The organism is Rhodococcus sp. C26F (assembly GCF_053345925.1).
Window position 1 is genome coordinate 15,353 of sequence record NZ_JBKFBA010000013.1, and the last position, 15,471, is coordinate 30,823.

12 protein-coding genes are annotated in these 15,471 nt (G+C 64.0%); 3 read left to right on the plus strand and 9 right to left on the minus strand.

The window, feature by feature from the left end:
• Positions 1-34: 34 nt before the first annotated feature.
• The gene (locus tag ACLBYD_RS15600) at positions 35-760 is read right to left on the minus strand and encodes a hypothetical protein (RefSeq protein ID WP_447817156.1); all 726 of its coding nucleotides are present in this window, start codon (positions 758-760) and stop codon (positions 35-37) included.
• A gap of 72 nt (positions 761-832) precedes the next feature.
• On the opposite strand from ACLBYD_RS15600, the gene ACLBYD_RS15605 reads away from it, so the two are divergent.
• Complete coding sequence (locus ACLBYD_RS15605; protein ID WP_447817157.1) at positions 833-1,066, plus strand: hypothetical protein; 234 nt, start codon at positions 833-835, stop codon at positions 1,064-1,066.
• Between the two features lie 191 nt (positions 1,067-1,257).
• Here the strand turns inward: ACLBYD_RS15605 and ACLBYD_RS15610 are convergent, their stop codons facing one another.
• The 3 genes from ACLBYD_RS15610 to ACLBYD_RS15620 all read right to left on the minus strand — a co-directional run bounded on the left by ACLBYD_RS15610 (position 1,258) and on the right by ACLBYD_RS15620 (position 4,859).
• Positions 1,258-2,991 (minus strand): PEP-utilizing enzyme, encoded by a 1,734-nt coding sequence (locus tag ACLBYD_RS15610; protein ID WP_447817158.1) that lies wholly within the window; start codon positions 2,989-2,991, stop codon positions 1,258-1,260.
• Positions 2,992-3,189: 198 nt separating this feature from the next.
• Positions 3,190-4,386 carry a hypothetical protein gene (locus ACLBYD_RS15615; RefSeq protein WP_447817159.1) on the minus strand — a complete coding sequence of 399 codons (1,197 nt, stop codon included), beginning with the start codon at positions 4,384-4,386 and terminating at the stop codon, positions 3,190-3,192.
• On the minus strand, positions 4,383-4,859 hold the full coding sequence (locus ACLBYD_RS15620) for a PEP-utilizing enzyme (RefSeq protein WP_447817160.1): 477 nt from the start codon (positions 4,857-4,859) through the stop codon (positions 4,383-4,385). Before ACLBYD_RS15620 ends, ACLBYD_RS15615 begins: the two co-directional genes overlap by 4 nt.
• A gap of 284 nt (positions 4,860-5,143) precedes the next feature.
• Between ACLBYD_RS15620 and ACLBYD_RS15625 the strand changes: the two genes are divergently transcribed.
• Both ACLBYD_RS15625 and ACLBYD_RS15630 read left to right on the plus strand, forming a co-directional pair.
• A complete protein-coding gene (locus tag ACLBYD_RS15625) occupies positions 5,144-6,742 on the plus strand; it encodes an acyl-CoA synthetase (protein WP_447817233.1) in 1,599 nt (532 codons plus the stop codon).
• An 89-nt stretch (positions 6,743-6,831) separates the two neighbouring features.
• Positions 6,832-8,238 carry a 4-hydroxyphenylacetate 3-hydroxylase N-terminal domain-containing protein gene (locus tag ACLBYD_RS15630; protein WP_447817161.1) on the plus strand — a complete coding sequence of 469 codons (1,407 nt, stop codon included), beginning with the start codon at positions 6,832-6,834 and terminating at the stop codon, positions 8,236-8,238.
• 257 nt (positions 8,239-8,495) lie between these two features.
• Here ACLBYD_RS15630 and ACLBYD_RS15635 read toward each other — a convergent pair whose 3' ends face one another.
• The 5 genes from ACLBYD_RS15635 to ACLBYD_RS15655 all read right to left on the minus strand — a co-directional run bounded on the left by ACLBYD_RS15635 (position 8,496) and on the right by ACLBYD_RS15655 (position 15,462).
• Positions 8,496-10,112: a sigma-54-dependent Fis family transcriptional regulator gene (locus ACLBYD_RS15635; RefSeq protein WP_447817162.1), complete on the minus strand. Its 1,617-nt coding sequence runs from the start codon at positions 10,110-10,112 to the stop codon at positions 8,496-8,498.
• A gap of 141 nt (positions 10,113-10,253) precedes the next feature.
• Positions 10,254-11,702: an aldehyde dehydrogenase gene (locus ACLBYD_RS15640; RefSeq protein WP_447817163.1), complete on the minus strand. Its 1,449-nt coding sequence runs from the start codon at positions 11,700-11,702 to the stop codon at positions 10,254-10,256.
• Between the two features lie 28 nt (positions 11,703-11,730).
• The gene (locus ACLBYD_RS15645; protein WP_447817164.1) at positions 11,731-12,840 is read right to left on the minus strand and encodes an NDMA-dependent alcohol dehydrogenase; all 1,110 of its coding nucleotides are present in this window, start codon (positions 12,838-12,840) and stop codon (positions 11,731-11,733) included.
• A 601-nt stretch (positions 12,841-13,441) separates the two neighbouring features.
• Entirely contained in the window at positions 13,442-14,296 is an 855-nt protein-coding gene (locus ACLBYD_RS15650; RefSeq protein WP_447817165.1) for an HpcH/HpaI aldolase/citrate lyase family protein, read from the minus strand.
• Positions 14,297-14,298: 2 nt separating this feature from the next.
• On the minus strand, positions 14,299-15,462 hold the full coding sequence (locus ACLBYD_RS15655) for an acyl-CoA dehydrogenase family protein (RefSeq protein ID WP_447817166.1): 1,164 nt from the start codon (positions 15,460-15,462) through the stop codon (positions 14,299-14,301).
• Positions 15,463-15,471 lie beyond the last annotated feature (9 nt).

The window sequence follows — 15,471 nt, forward strand, 5'->3', positions numbered from 1 at the left end:
CGGCCGATTCGGACAGACTGTGTCACGGTCACTGTCAGAGGAACGAGTCCTGACCACGGAGGCCGTAGCGCGGATGTTCGCCGATGACCATCGACTCGAAGATTCCGAATCCTGTCGCGTCACCTTCACGGGTGGTGATCACGCAGTCTCGCAGCTGGTGAGCTTCGAGAAGCGTTTGACGGTCGGTCATATCCTTGTACCGCTCGCCGTCGGCGTGGTCGATGCCCTTCCACCCGCCGTGCCGTTCGCCCTTGTACCCGAAGTAGAGCGCGGTGCCGAGGTGAAATCCGATGTCGGACACGGGCGCAATCTCCACCGTGCGCGTTTTACCCCAGCCGGAGTCGAAGGTCATCGTGCCGCCGAGCAGGCGGCGTGTGGCAGGGTCGTATTTCAGATCGTCCACCATGCCGTGCAACGGCTCCTGACGGCCATCCGCGTAGTTGACGAACCCGGAGAAGTAGTGGACTTCGCCATCGACCCACTGGAGGTAATGGTGAATCTCGTACGGGGCACTGCCATCTGCCGGCTGGAAGTACATCGGGCTCCAGGTAAGCAGGAAATTCTGGTTCATGCGGTTCGGCGCGTGGACGTCCGGCGCCGGTTCACCTACGTCCATACGGACCCCCCACGAGCGGTCCCGGTATCCGAGCCAGGTCTCGTCGGTGATTTCCGTTCTCTCGCCGTCGATCTCGACCCACCCGGAGACAGTGCACAGCTGATGGAATCGACGCAGGTCCGAGGAGATCCGCAGGCCGTCCATCCCGCGCTGCGCATCCTTGCGCTCGAGGAAGGGTGGCAGGACCGCAGTGAGGGTGACGTCGAAGGACAGGGGTTGGACGTCGTTTTCACGCAGGATGCACCGGACCTTGCGCATCGGCTCGATGATCTCGTAGTCGATCGGTCCGACACCTGTCCGCTCGGGGTGTTGGTCGAGCTCGGTGCTCGCTCGTACGGTGATCTGCTCTACGCCTCGGGAAATACCACCGAATCCTTCGATGACATTGCGGTTGTGGTACTTACCCAGGCCGAAATCGATCTGGAGCGAGCCGTCGCGAGCGAACAGTGAGCACCAGACTCGTTCCGTCCACGACACATCCGAATCGGACACGATCGAGAACGTATCCGGCGTCTGATGGATCAGGTATTCGTCTGCAGGTGTCACGAGCTGCATTGACTGACGCATGATCTCTACCTTTCGGGCCACCTGCCGGCGGCCACTTCGTGTGATGCGTTGTGCGGTCGTTCGGGCGCGGTGGTCTAGTTGAAACCCGTGAAAGCACTGGGACGGTCGTGGGCGACGAGCGCTCCGCCGAAGATCGCTGCTGCTTGATCGTCGTCTGCGAGCGGCTCAGGGAAAAGAGCCATCGTATGGTCCGAGAACGACCAGTCGACGGCGTCTTCGACCCCGGCAAGACGCGCAAACGGCCGCAGTCCCCAGCTGTACATTCTCGTGGCTGCCAGGATGCGGCTCTCCCGGTCCATGTCGCTGAAGGTCCGATACAGCCCGAGGTGTTCGGCGCCCAGACGTGTGGCGAGCTCCGGCCACTCTTCCGGCGAGAGTACGGCGGTGGTTCCGTCGGCATATCGGGCCACGACCGACGCACTGACGACCGCAGAAAGGAAGTGGTCGGGTTCGGTGAAAGTGGTACCCCAATCGTTGATCTCGAAGTCGCGGAACGCCGATGGTGAGTACTCGAGCGTCAACGTCACGCCACTGACTCCGGGATTGCACTGCTCAGCCCAGGGGTAAGCGAAGGGGCCACTGTCCAAGCTCAGGAAGTCCCGTACCAGGACCGCAGTGCCCCGGCTCTCGTCCGGATAGGGCCCGTTGTCGCAGATGCCGACCCGCGAGTCGGTGAAGTACATAAAGCAATACCCCGATAGCGCAGCGTTGAGCTGCTTCAACTCTTTGCTCGTCGCGGCGTCCAAGGGTCGAAGCGTCCGGCACAAGGAGTCCACTTCCTGCGGCGGCAGGTACTTGTTGGTGAACCCGGCGTCCTTGTAGTCGAGCGTGCCGTCGCCTCGATGGGCGAGCGTGAGTCGTCTCCAGAAGTCGACGACGGTCCGCACGTCATCGAGGGCATCATTCGGACCGAGCTTTCCGAGACTGATGAGAAGCTCGCGTCCACAAAGGTAGTGATACCCGACCATCCAGATCCACAGGGGACTGATCTGCCCCGACTGCATACGCAGTCGAGCACCGATCTCTTCGGCCGGCATGGCGGCATCGATCACGCGGATCCGTTCGGGATAGCTGTAGAAGTCTTCGATCACCGACATGGACATGTACGGCATCATCGGAAAGATCTCGGAAGTGAAGCCGGACCGTCGTGTCATCTCCGGCTTGAAGGACCGACCCATGTGCAAGATGAGTTGTTCCAATTGGTTGTCGCTCATCTCCTCACGACACAGCTGCTTCACTGTGTCGACCGTGACCGATGACGGAAAGGGCTTGCGCCCGATCTCGTCTCCGACGGTAGCGATGTAGTTCCACCAGTCGGTGGCAGGACAGCCGGTCGTGTCGGAGGTGTACTGGCGGGTCGGGCCCGCGTGTGAGATGTCGTCGGATACGGGGGCAGGGGTAGCAAGGATGCCGGCGGTGCTGTCGCCCGGCACGTCTGCCTTGGTGGCCGGCATCAGCCAACCTTCGTTGTCGGACGACGACTCCATACGCACCGCGTCACCGTCGGCAGGCATCCAGTCGGCGAGGTCGACGGCCAGCAGGCACGGAACTTCGTATTCTCGCGACACGATAGCCAGGTGCGACCGGGAGGTGCCGGACGTGCAGACGATTCCACCCAATCGGCCGAGGATCGGCGAGAGGAAGGTAGTGCCGCCGGACTCCACTAGCGCGATGACACTACCGAGGTCGTCACCGAAGACGTCGATGACGTCCTGCGGTGTGTGGAAGGCGCGGATTGTGCCGAACGCAGATCCGAAGTTGTACGAGCTCACTCCTTTGTAGCGCGCTGGTGTCGCGGCAGTAGTCATGCGGGGTCCTTTTCCAGTAGGGCAAATCAGCAGTTCTTCGGCCCAGCCGGCACGAAGGGTGCTCGGGGGCGATCCCTACCCCGATGTCGGGGGCCGATGCGCGCCCTCCACCGAGAGCGTGATGCTCAGTTGCGGAGTCGGCTCGGTCGTGAGCGGGACGGCAGCTATAGGGATCAGCGCCACGCGAGACTCGGCCGTTCAACCTCCCAGCGGGCGGAAGCAGCTATCACGATCACCCGGCACGAACACGCCGCCGATCATGTTCAACGCCAGATCCGGGTCGCTGAACTTCTGAAAGGACTCAGCGATGCGGGGTGTGACGCTCCAGTCGATGTCGTCGTAGCACTCGGCGAGTCGGGCCCACGCTTTGAGCTTCCACGCGTACATCTGGGTTGCATACAGGTTGCGCTGTTGCGGATCAGTGTTCGCCAGCCGCTCATACAAAGCGCGGTGGGCCTTACGAACAGCCTTCGTTGCAGCCTCGATTTCGTCCAGGTCCAGAGGCCGGAGAGTGCCATCGTCCGTCGTGAACACACGGGTTTCGAGAATGTCGCCCTGATAGTCACTCGGTGTGAACCAGGCTGTACCCCAGACGTTGTTGTCCATCTGCACCGTGCTCGGCAGCCGATAGGCGATGACGAAGTGATGGTAGGGCAGCGATTCCCTGATTCCGTCGAGCCACGGGAAGTCGCCTTCACCATCAGCGCAGGTTTCGCGTAGGGCGAGGAACGTTCCGTCCTCGAGGACGTACGGTCCTGTGTCGCACACGGCCATTCGTGCATCACAGTTCTCGAGGAATGCATACGCGGTCAGGCGTGCTCCGAACTTGCGGATCGCCGTCTTGGTGGCATCGTCGGCAGGGACCAACGCCGCGCGAATCTCGGAGAGCAGTCGGTCGTCGACGACGTGAGAGCTGTTCGCAGGCTCGGCATCCATGTTGAACAGTGCACCGTCCGTGCGCATCGCGATAGTCGCCTCGCGCCAGAAACGGAGAACCTCCAGCTGGTCCTCGAGTCCGTCGGCGAGCGTGTTCTCGCCGAGGTCCACGAACAGCTCGCGGCCGGTCAGATAGTGCAACGGAGTGGCCGTCAGATTGATGAAGCTTCGCTTGGAGCCGATTGGCAGAGCTTTCCGGACCAGTTCGGTCGGCGTCGCGTGTTTGCGGATCGTCCGGATGCGCTCGGGTACACGCAGATAGTCCTCCATCATCGACATGATGATGTAGGTGTTCATTCCGAACAGTTCCGATTCGAACACCGTGCGAGCGGAAAGCTCGGACTTGTATGCAACACCAGCTTTGTGCACCAGCCAATTCCACTCGTCGAGTGTCGGCTCGTAGGCGGGGTCCGTGTAGAGGAGATCCAGATTCGCGGGAGTGGTCAACTGCGCGGTCATGCCGACACCTCGGCGGCCAGAGCGATACGCGCCGTCTCCGAATCGGACAGATCAAGCACGATGACATCGCCGTCGGAGACGGACTCCACGAGGTCTGCCGCCAGCACACACGGCACGTCGGATTCGCGGCACAAGATCGCCAGGTGCGATTCGCGGCTGCCCGCGGTACAGACGATGCCCCTCAGATCCGGCAGAATCGGCGAGAGGAAGGTCATGCCGCCCTTGTTGACGAACGCGATGGTGTCTTCGAGGTCGTCATCATCGATCGACAGCACGTCCGACGTGTCGTTGAACCACCGGGCCACGCCTCGGACTGACCCGGCGGTGAAGAGATTGGTTCCTGTTCCGACTTCAGCGAGATTTTCGTTCATTGCTGCTCCGTTTCCGCCCTCGGAGGGCGCGGGTGAATCGGGGTACGCAGATGTACGCGCTGACGAAACCATATGAACCCATCCCAGTGTGATCCAGTCCACTTAGGGGGACATTGTGGCTCCACATCACATTTCGAGGCGGATAACAGGGGTCAGGATGTGTCACCCGTTAACACAGATACGCAGCCGCAGTGACTCTTTCGGTACACGAGCGGGTGAGCTGGACCTTTCATCCCGAAACCGAAGCATGGTCCCGATCCGTAGTGACCACGTAGTTGGACGGTTTCGGCTCCCGCGCCTGCACAGGCACAGTTCACCCACGAGTCGCGCCGCGAGACGGAGACCACAACCGACTCCGACGCACACCTGAACAAAGAGGGCCACATATGCAGTTCGACAGCACCTACTCCCCCGTCGTGTCGCAGGCACGCACACAATCCATCGGCGACCTTCCGCGCCGATCCGCAGCACGCTTCCCGGACAAACTCGCGATCGTGCACCGTGAGGTTCGGTTGACGTTCGCGCAGCTCGATGCGGTGATCGACCGTGTCGCAGCCGCGCTACACGATGCCGGCCTACGCCGCGGCGATCGCCTGGCCGTGCTGTCGCACAATTGCTGGCAGCTCCCGGTCCTCAACTTCGCGACAGCGCGCCTCGGGATCGTCTTCGTCCCGGTCAACTTCATGCTCACCGGACCGGAGATCGCCTACATTCTCAACGACTGTCGAGCCGACGCCTTCGTGGTCGAAGATTCCCTCACTCCCGCTGCCGGTCAGGCCCTCGCCGAGTCCGCGGGAAGTGTCCGGATCAAAGTAGGTATCGAACTGGCCGATTTCCCACTGCCGGAAGGGTGGACACCGCTATCGGAATGGACGGACTTCCGCGGCGAGGCAGCACCGCACGTGTCGGTCAGTGACGATGACGTCATCCGGATCATGTACACCTCGGGCACGGAGTCCCGTCCGAAAGGTGCACTGCTCACCAGCCGCTCGTTGATGTGGCAGTACATCAGCTGCATCGTCACCGGCGGAATGGAAACTCAGGACAAGGAAATTCACGCCCTTCCGCTCTATCATTGCGCCCAGTTGGACAACTTCCTCAGCACCGACATCTACCTCGGGGCCACCAGCGTCATCCTCGACAGACCAGACCCGGAGTTATTGCTACACACCATTCAAGCAGAACAGATCACCAACCTGTTCTGCCCTCCGACCGTATGGATCGCGCTGTTACATTCGCCGAACTTCGACACCACCGACCTTCGGTCACTGCGCAAGGGTTACTACGGCGCCTCCGCCCTCCCCGTCGAGATCCTGCACGAGATGAAGCGTCGACTACGCGGAATCCGACTGTGGAACTTCTACGGCCAAACCGAGATGGCCTCCTTGGCAACCGCATTAGGCCCGGAAGACCAGATCCGCAAAGCCGGATCCGCCGGGCGACCGGCGTTGAACGTAGAAACCCGCATCGTCGATGACCAGGACCGCCCCCTGCCCACAGGAGAAATCGGGGAGATCGTACACCGTAGCCCGCACGCCACGGTCGGCTACCTCGGCCAACCCGACAAGACTGCAGAAGCGTTCTCCGGGGGATGGTTCCACTCCGGTGACCTCGGCTACCTCGACGACGAAGGCTATCTCTGGGTCGTGGACCGCAAGAAAGATATGATCAAGACCGGCGGTGAGAATGTCGCCACCCGAGAAGTCGAAGAGGTCATCTACACCCTCGACGGCGTGGAGGAAGTAGCAGTCTTCGCCGTTCCCCATCCTCACTGGATCGAAGCGGTCGCCGCAGCCGTAGTCGTCACAGACTCCGAAATCGATGAGGCCACCATCGTCGAGCACTGCCGGAAAACTCTGGCCGGCTACAAGGTCCCGAAACACGTCGTGATCGTCGACAGCCTTCCGAAGAACCCCAGCGGCAAAATTCTCAAGCGCCGACTGCGCGAGCAATTCTCCGGCGAGCTGTCCATCACCCGCACCTAGCGCCGGCAAACCCCGCTGCATTACCGCTTCGCACCCCGAGCTCGAACCCCACACAACTGTGCGTAAACCGTTGCACTCAGGAGAATTTCATGGCAATTCGCTCATCTGACGTGTACCGGAAGGCCCTGTCGGACGACCGACGCGTCTTCTACCGCGGCACCCAGGTCCCCGACGTTACGGCACACCCGGAACTGGCCTTGGCGGTCGACCACTCGGCGATCTGCTTCGACATCGCCGCCGACCGTCCCGACCTGGCGGTCACCGAGGTGGACGGCGAGGCGGTCAGTACCTTCTACGTCGCCCCCGCCACCGCAGACGATCTCGTGCGACGCGGCACCCTGATCGAAGAAGTTTCCCGCCGCGGTGGCGGCACCATCGTGCTCAAGGAGGTCGGCAGCGACGCACTGTTCGCGCTACTGCGCGCCACCGAAGGCGAAGGACTCGACAACGCCCGCGCCTTCTACCAACGCGTGTGCCGCGACGACCTGGCCCTCGCGGTCGCGCAGACCGACGTCAAAGGCAACCGCACCCTGGGGCCGAGCGAGCAGGCCGATCCGGACCTGTACCTGCACATCGTCGACGAAGACGACGAGTCCATCACCGTCCGCGGCGCCAAGACCCACACCTCGTTCTCGGCCAACGCCGACGAGCTGATCGTGCTGCCCACTCGCGCCATGGGCTCAGGCGACGCCGACTACGCCGTGTCCTTCGCCGTCCCCGTCGACACCCCAGGCTTGGAACTGTATGTCTCACCCTATGCGGCCGGGCAGCGCAACAGCTTCGAGTTCCCCCTCTCGACCCAGCACAAGCTGCTCGAATCGTTGACCGTGTTCGACAACGTGCGCGTTCCCAAGGACCGGGTGTTCCTCAACCGCCGGCCGGAGCGGGCCGGGCCGTTGGCGTTGGCGTTCGTCGACTACCACCGCTTCACCGCCATCAACTACAAGCTTCCCCTGCTCGACATCATCATCGGAGCAGCGACACTGATCGCCGAAGCCAACGGCATCAGCAAGGCCGGGCACGTCAAGAGCAAACTCACCGAACTGATCACCTGGAGCGAAACCGTGCGCGGGCTCGCCGAACTGGCGGCGATCCGATCTCGTCCCGGTGAGCACGGCGTGCAGCAACCCGACCCGCTCGCGGTGAACATGGCCAAGTACCACTTCGCGCACGGCTTCCACAACGCCACCGCGATCCTCACCGACCTATCCGGCGGCCTGCTCGCCACCGGCCCCGGCGGTGAAGACTGGGACAACCCGCAGATCCGCGCCGTGCTCGAAAAGTACTACGCCGCGGCGGTACCGGCCGAGCAACGTCTGCGGATTCTGCATTTCATCGCCGATCTGACCGCGCGTGACTACGGCGGCTATCAGTCCGTCCTCGCCACTCACGCGGAAGGTTCCCTCGAAGCGGAAAAGCTCCAGATCGCCCGGTCCTTCGACGCCACCCACGCCGTCGATTACGTCCGCACACTCGCCGGCATTGCCCATCTCTGACAAGAGCACCCATGCGTCGGGCCTGCCCGGTTGATCCGTTCGGCCACACGATCCACCGCGTCCGTCAGACACTCCATCAGGAAGGATCCCCATGACTTCTCCTCCGCAGCGCCCTCGCTCCCACGCCCGTCGACCCCGATTCGCTCGTCCTTCGCCCCTCCGACGAGGCGCTCGAACGTAGATGGACATGCTGGGCCAAGCACCGAATACGGCACCGCACGGCCGCAGGATGTGTGGCGACTCAGTGAGTAGGTAAATCAGTGAACTGATGGATCGAGTCCGTAGATACGGATTGCGCGGTACAAGGTAGTGCGGCTGATCCCGAGCTGGCGGGCAGCGGCCTTCTTGTTGCCGCCTGTGTCATGAAGCGCCTTGGCGACCGCATTACGTTCGGCCTGTTCGAGGGGCGTGAGGGGACGCACGACGCGGGTGCGCATCATCTCCGGAAGATCGGTGACGGTGATATCGCCGCTGCTCCGCTTCGCCGCCACGGCCGCGATTACGGTGCGCAACTCGCGTAGATTGCCGGGCCATTGTTGCCCGGTCAGTGCCTCGAGCGCGGCGGAGGTGAATCGGGCCTGCGAGGACGGTGTGAGCTCGTCGAGCATCGCAGATGCCAGGGCCGGAATCTCGGTACGTCGTTGCCGCAACGGCGCCAGGTCGATCCGTTCACTGCAGTGGGCCACGAGCGCTGTGTGTTCGGCGGGGAGCTCCTCGGGGGGAGCACTGGTGAGCACGATGTTGGCTCGTCCGGCGCGTATGGCCGCCGCGGTGCTGCGGGCCAGCGGCGCCGACAACAGTTCGATCGACTCGATCACCACCCATCCGGGTTCGGCGAGATGACGGCGGAGCGTCTCGAGCCAGGTGCGGGAGCCGGCTTCGGCGGCGTGGGACGCATCGAGCCAGACGGTTCCTTCTTCGCTGAGACTGCGTGCCGCGGTGGTGCGACCGGTGCCGGGTTCTCCGGTGATGACGATGGCATGGGGGGTGGATCGCGCAGCGGGGCGAGAGGGATGGATGGACCGTGGTGCGGCATCGCCGCCGAAGACGAACAGTGCTGCGCTGCTGCCGGGGATGCGGGTGACGGTCGCCGTCAGCAGACGACCGGATACCAAGGGCACTTCGCGGTGCACGTCTTTGCCGGCGGGCGTTTCCACAGCCAGCGTGCGTAGCAGAACGTGGTCGGCCGGTTCGAATGTCTGCACCGCTGGGGTGTTGGCGAGCAGGATGTCGTCACCGATCGCGACGACCGGACGGGTGCGAGCATGAATGGTCGCGTCCTGAAAAGCGCGGAAGATGTGTTGTTCGGCCTGGCGCGCCTGCTCGAGCAGGCCTTCGCCGATTTGGCGAGCCGCACGAATGACGAACGGTGCCAGCAGGGGGCTGTCGTCCTCGGTCAGGCAGGTGATGTCCAGGACTCCCTCGATGCGGCGGGTGACCGGATTCAGGATCGGCTCGCCGTAGCAACTGAAGTCCTTCAGGGCTTCGATGTAGTGCTCTTCGCCGCGCACGGCCAATCCGCGACGCAACTCGAAAGCGGTGGCGATCGAGTTGGTGCCGGTCGTTTCTTCCAGGAAACGTCGCCCTTCGACGGTGCCGATGTTCTCGAGCTTCGGCTGGAGTTGGCGTTGCCCGAAGCGCAGATCGACCAGGCGGGCGGTGCGGTCGGCGAGGATCACGGCGAAGCCGGTGCCGGTGAGCTCTTCGGCCATCTGGTCGAGGACCGGGGTGGCGGCGACCATGAGGCGGCTGCGGCGGTCGACGTCGTCGATCTCGGCGTTGTCCATCGATGCCTGCGGATACAGCCCGCTCATGGCTACTCGTTGCCAGGACTGGGCGATCAGGGGGCGTAGCGATGTGTCGAGTTCATCCATGATCTCGACGTCCCTTCATATCGATCGCCCTCTCCGAGTCTAGGTCCGATGGTGACTCCCCGCGGGACCGGCGAGGAGAGCGGCGGCCCCGCGGGGAGTTCGCCTCGCGGATCAAGGGGGATAGCGTCCGCGAGGGATGGGTCAGCTCAAGTAGACGGACTTGAACTGCTGGTAGTTGGCCAAGGCTTCAGGGCCGAGTTCACGGCCGATGCCGCTGGCTTTGACACCGCCGAACGGCGCGGTCGGGTCGGGCAGGTAGGTGTTGATCCCGATGGTGCCGGTGTGCACGCGTTTGGCCAGCGCCACGCCTCGATCGTGGTCGGTGGTCCACACCGTGCCGCCGAGACCGTAGTCGGAGTCGTTGGCCAGGCGCACGGCCTCGTCGTCGTCGGCATAGGGAATCACCGACAGCACCGGCCCGAAGATCTCCTCCTGGGCGATGGTGTGGTTGTTGTCGACATCGGCGAAGATCGTCGGTTCGACGAACCAGCCTCGGTCGCGGTGTGCGGGCCGGTTTCCGCCGGTGGTGATGCGAGCACCGTCGCCGAGGCCCTTGGCGATGTACCGCTCGACGCGGTCGCGCTGTGCGGCGGTGGCCATGGGACCGATCTGGGTCGCCTCCTCGAGGGCGTCACCGACGGTCAATGCCCCGGCGAAATCGGTGAACAGATCGACGATTTCGCGATAGCGCGCACGGGGGGCGAGGACCCGGGTGCCGAGGAAACAGGTCTGGCCGTTGTTGAGCAGGGTGGAGGTGAACAGTTTCTGGGCGAGCTGTTGCAGGTCCAGATCGGCATCGTCGAGGACGATGGCGGCGGACTTGCCCCCCAGTTCGAGGGTCACCGGACGCAACAGCCGGCCGCAGACCTCACCGATCGACCGGCCGGCGGTGGTGGAGCCGGTAAAACTGATCTTGTCGACCCCAGGATGGGCCACGAGATGAGCACCGACCTCCCGGCCGCCGGGGACGATGTTGACCACTCCGGCGGGCAAACCGGCCTCGACAACGGCCTCGGCGAACAGGTAGCTGTCGAGCACCGTTTCCGGGGAGGGCTTGAGCACCAGGGTGCAGCCGGCGGCCATCGCGGGGGCGTACTTGAAGGCAGCCAGGGTCTGCGGGAAGTTCCACGGCACGATCGCGCCGACGACGCCGAGGGGTTCATGGCGGACCAGGGTGGCACCGCCGAACAGCCCTGCCCGGGTCTCTTCGAAGGCCACATCGCGGGCCAGCCCCGCGTAGTAACGCAACAGCACCACCGGGAAGGCACCTTCGAGTTGCCGGGCCACGGCCACCGGCATGCCGTTCTGTGCGCTGACCCGTTCGACCATTTCCGCGGAACGGCGTTCGAGGATGTCGGCGAGACGTTCCATCACGACGGCGCGGTCTTCCGGCGTCCAGTGCGCCCAGCCGGACGGATCGTCGAAGGCGTGGCGTGCGGCGGCCACCGCGGCGTCGACATCGGCCTCGCGGGCTTCGGGGACCGACCCGATGGCCTCCTCGGTGCTGGCCGAGACGACCACGATGCGGCCGGTCGATGTCGGGGGTACCCATTCGCCGCCGATGAACAACGAGTCGTAGTACAGATTCATGTCTGCTTCCTGGTTCGGTGGCGCACGGTCAGAAGGTGAGGACGCCGCGCAGATTGCGGCCGTCGCGCATGTCCTGATAGCCGGTGTTGACCTCGTCGAGTTTGTATGTGCGGGTGACGAGTTCGTCGAGCTTGAGATGTCCGCTGCGGTAGAGCCGGAGCAGTGTGGGAATGTGCAGACGGGGGTTGGCGGTGCCGAACAGCGAACCGACGACCTTCTTTTCCATGAGCACCAGATCGAGCGCGCTCATGGACACGGTGGTCTCGGTCGCGCGGTGCAGATTGGTGACGACGACGGTGCCACGTTTGGCGGTCATCGCCAGGCTCTTCGCGATCTGGTCGCCGTCACCGACCCCGGTGGTGTTGACCACGACGTTGGCGCCGCGCCCCCAAGTCAGCTCGGTGACCAACGCAAGGGCTTCCTCGCTGGTGGCCACGGCGTGGGTGGCGCCGAGTTCGAGTGCTTTGGTGCGCTTGAACTCGACAGGGTCGACAGCGACGACGTACTGCGATCCGGACAGGGAAGCACCTTGGACGGCGTTGATGCCGATACCGCCGACCCCGACGACGACGGCGGTGTCCCCGGGGCGTACCCCTCCGGCGAACACCGCCGAACCCCATCCGGTGACGACGCCGCAGCCGAGCAGGCACGCCTTGTCCAGTGGGATGTCGTCGTCGATCTTGATGCAGTTCGCCTCGCTGACCACCGTGTGCTGGGCGAAAGTTCCGAGGAGGCACATCAGGCCCAGGTCCTGTCCGCGGGCGTGATGGCGGGCGGTGTGATCGGAGATCTGAGTTCCGTCGCCGAGGTACTGACCGAGTTCGCACAGGTTCTGCATGCCGGCCGAGCACGCCGCACACCGTCCGCAGGCAGGGATGAAGCCGAAGATCACCCGGTCACCCGGGGACAGGCCGTCGACACCCGGGCCAACCTCGACCACGGTGCCGGCCCCTTCGTGACCTCCGATCATCGGCAACGGCCACGGCAGGTCACCGGTGAGAACGTGCTCGTCCGAGTGGCACAGGCCGCTTCCGGCCATCTCGACGAGAACCTCGCCGCGCTTGGGAGGATCGAGGTCGATCTCCTCGACGCTCCACGGTCCGCTCCGCTCCCACAAGATCGCTGCCTGTGTCTTCATCGTGCGCTCCTTACGGTGATACACACCACTTCCGTGGGGTTGGTGCATCAAGACTCACAAGGCGTCGACCGATGTGGGTGTCCAACTTGTGGACACATCGGGAACGGACCAGAGAACGGGCCGGAAGAGAGAAATGGCTGGTAAGGGCTGAATTATGCGGCGGAACCGGAGCCGTGGTCGACAAATGCGCGGGATCGGAAGGAGATCACCTAGCGCCGGAGCCGGTACTCAGTGCCGCGCGTACCGACTACCGGAACCATGCGAAGCCGGGATCCGGCAGGACACCCCTTGCAGGTGTAGAACTAGATCTCCACGTCCGCAACGACGAAGGGTCTGCAACGGATCGCCTGATCCAGCCGATCTCGCAGGCGTTGGACCAGATCTGCCACCAAATCTGCTTCGGGAAGGTTCGGGGAACGCCCCCAGATGGGCCCACCGCAACATCTGGGCTGCGGTGGGCCGCCTCGGCCCAGGTTCCGTCCGCCACGGGTGTTCGACAGTTCGACGGTGCCGCGCCCGCGGCGGACACCCCCGCACGGTCGAGGGGTCAACATCACTTCGACCCGGGATGATCCCGATGACCGAACTTCTTTCCCAGCGGCTACGCGCCACCCGCTCCAGAGTCTCCCTGGTCACACTGCTCTACACACGCGAGCACCCGTCGCGCTTGCCGAGCGACCGCTTCATCGATCAAGAAGCCGGCCGCATCCACGGCAACACCGGACTCCGCCGCCTCCAGTCCGGCCAGCACGGCACGTGCCGCACGCACCTCGTCCTGAGAAGGTGTGAACACCCGACGGACAGGTTCGAGCTGCGCAGGGTGAATACACGCCCGACCGACGAACCCGAGCCGCGCCAGAGCTCGGGTGTCCGCCTCCAAAGCGTCGCCGTCGCGGAAGTTGCGCGACACCGCGGCCGGGGGCGGGTCGATGCCCACCGCCACACTCGCCGCGACGACTTGGCTACGTGCGAACAGCAGCGCTGTGCCATCGTCATCGACTTCGACGCCGAGATCCGCGGCCAGATCAACTTCCCCGAGTTGCAGAAACCGCACTCGGGGCGCACGCGCGATAGCCAGGGCGTCGAAAACGCCGGCAGCGGTCTCGATCAGCGCGGATACCGCAGCATCGGGACAGAGATCGGTCAGGAGGCTATCGACCTGTTCGACGTCGCGTGCGGATCCAACCTTCGGCAGCCACACTCCCGTCAGCCGCGGGTGGGTGACAGCACGCAGGTCTGCTTCTTGCAGGGCACCCGGGTTCACGCGCACCCACACCTCCACGGAACCGGGTGCGAGTGCAGCGATCCACCGAGCTACCGTCTCGCGCGCGAGCACCTTTCGATCAGCGGCGACCGCGTCCTCGAGGTCCAACACAATTGCGTCGGCACCCGAGGCGAGTGCTTTGGCGAAACGCTCCGGGCGGTCCCCCGGGACGTACAGGTAGGTCAGCGCCACGCTCACCCGATGACCCCGGAACCGGATACCAGCGCCTTGGCGATGACGGTCCGCATGATGTCGTTGGTGCCTTCACCGATCGACATGAGAGGCGCGTCGCGGTACAACCGCTCGACGACGAATTCCGTCGAGTATCCGTAGCCACCGTGGATACGCATTGCTTCGAGGCTCGCGGTGATGGCCGTCTCGGAGGCGAAGTACTTCGCCATGCCGGCCTCCATGTCCACCCGCTTGCCCGAATCCGCCTGCGAAGCAGCCCAATACGTCATCAACCTGGCGGCCTGCAGATGGGTGGCGATGTCCGCCAGCTTGAGCTGGATCGCCTGGAAGTCCGCGATCGGCTGCCCGAACGCGGTGCGCTCGCGCGCGTAGGACAGTGCTGCATCGTAGGCCGCTTGGGCGATACCGACACTACGGCCTGCGATGTTGAGCCTGCCGATCTCCAGACCGGACAAGGCCTGTTGCAGACCACGCCCTTCGGTTCCGCCGAGTAATGCGTCGACGGGCACCCGAATGTTGTCGAGGAGGATTTCGCAGGACTCGGTGCCCTTGTATCCCAGTTTGCCGAGATCACGTTGCACCTCGAACCCGGGAAGTGTGGTGTCGATCAGCAGGATGCTCATGCCCTTGTGTGCCGGCTCCGCGGACGGGTCGGTCTTAACCAGGACCGGGAGGACATTGGCGTGCCGGGCATTGGTGATCCACGTCTTGGCGCCGTTGACGACATAGTGGTCACCGTCGCGGCGCGCGGTCGTCCGGATTCCTTGCAGGTCCGTGCCCGCGCCGGGCTCGGTGAGTCCGATTCCGGTCCGCCACTCCCCCGTGGCCAGCTTCGGCAGCAGGGTCTGTTTCTGTTCCTCGGTGCCGTGGCGGTTGATCATCCAGCAGGACAGGTTGTGGCTACCGAGAATTCCGGCGATGCCCATCCAGCCGCGGGCCAGTTCCTCGTACACGAGTGTGAACGACACCTTGTCGAGGTCGATGCCGCCGTACTCCTCAGGGGTGGTGATGCCGAACAGTCCCATGGCCTTCATGTGTTCGACGATCTCGGTGGGATACCGTCCCGACTTCTCCCACTCGTTGGCGACGGGCACGATCTCTTTGTCCACGAAGTGACGCAACGCCTTTCGGAACGCCAGCTGCTGCTCGTCGAAGGTGAAATCCATGATGGCTCC

What these genes read in the sequence shown, in the direction of transcription:
- ACLBYD_RS15600 (WP_447817156.1), bottom strand. Translation starts at nt 760, where the DNA reads ATGGACGGCCTGCGGATCTCCTCGGACCTGCGTCGATTCCATCAGCTG.
- ACLBYD_RS15610 (WP_447817158.1), bottom strand. Translation starts at nt 2,991, where the DNA reads ATGACTACTGCCGCGACACCAGCGCGCTACAAAGGAGTGAGCTCGTAC.
- ACLBYD_RS15615 (WP_447817159.1), bottom strand. Translation starts at nt 4,386, where the DNA reads ATGACCGCGCAGTTGACCACTCCCGCGAATCTGGATCTCCTCTACACG.
- ACLBYD_RS15625 (WP_447817233.1), top strand. Translation starts at nt 5,144, where the DNA reads ATGCAGTTCGACAGCACCTACTCCCCCGTCGTGTCGCAGGCACGCACA.
- ACLBYD_RS15630 (WP_447817161.1), top strand. Translation starts at nt 6,832, where the DNA reads ATGGCAATTCGCTCATCTGACGTGTACCGGAAGGCCCTGTCGGACGAC.
- ACLBYD_RS15635 (WP_447817162.1), bottom strand. Translation starts at nt 10,112, where the DNA reads ATGGATGAACTCGACACATCGCTACGCCCCCTGATCGCCCAGTCCTGG.
- ACLBYD_RS15640 (WP_447817163.1), bottom strand. Translation starts at nt 11,702, where the DNA reads ATGAATCTGTACTACGACTCGTTGTTCATCGGCGGCGAATGGGTACCC.
- ACLBYD_RS15645 (WP_447817164.1), bottom strand. Translation starts at nt 12,840, where the DNA reads ATGAAGACACAGGCAGCGATCTTGTGGGAGCGGAGCGGACCGTGGAGC.
- ACLBYD_RS15655 (WP_447817166.1), bottom strand. Translation starts at nt 15,462, where the DNA reads ATGGATTTCACCTTCGACGAGCAGCAGCTGGCGTTCCGAAAGGCGTTG.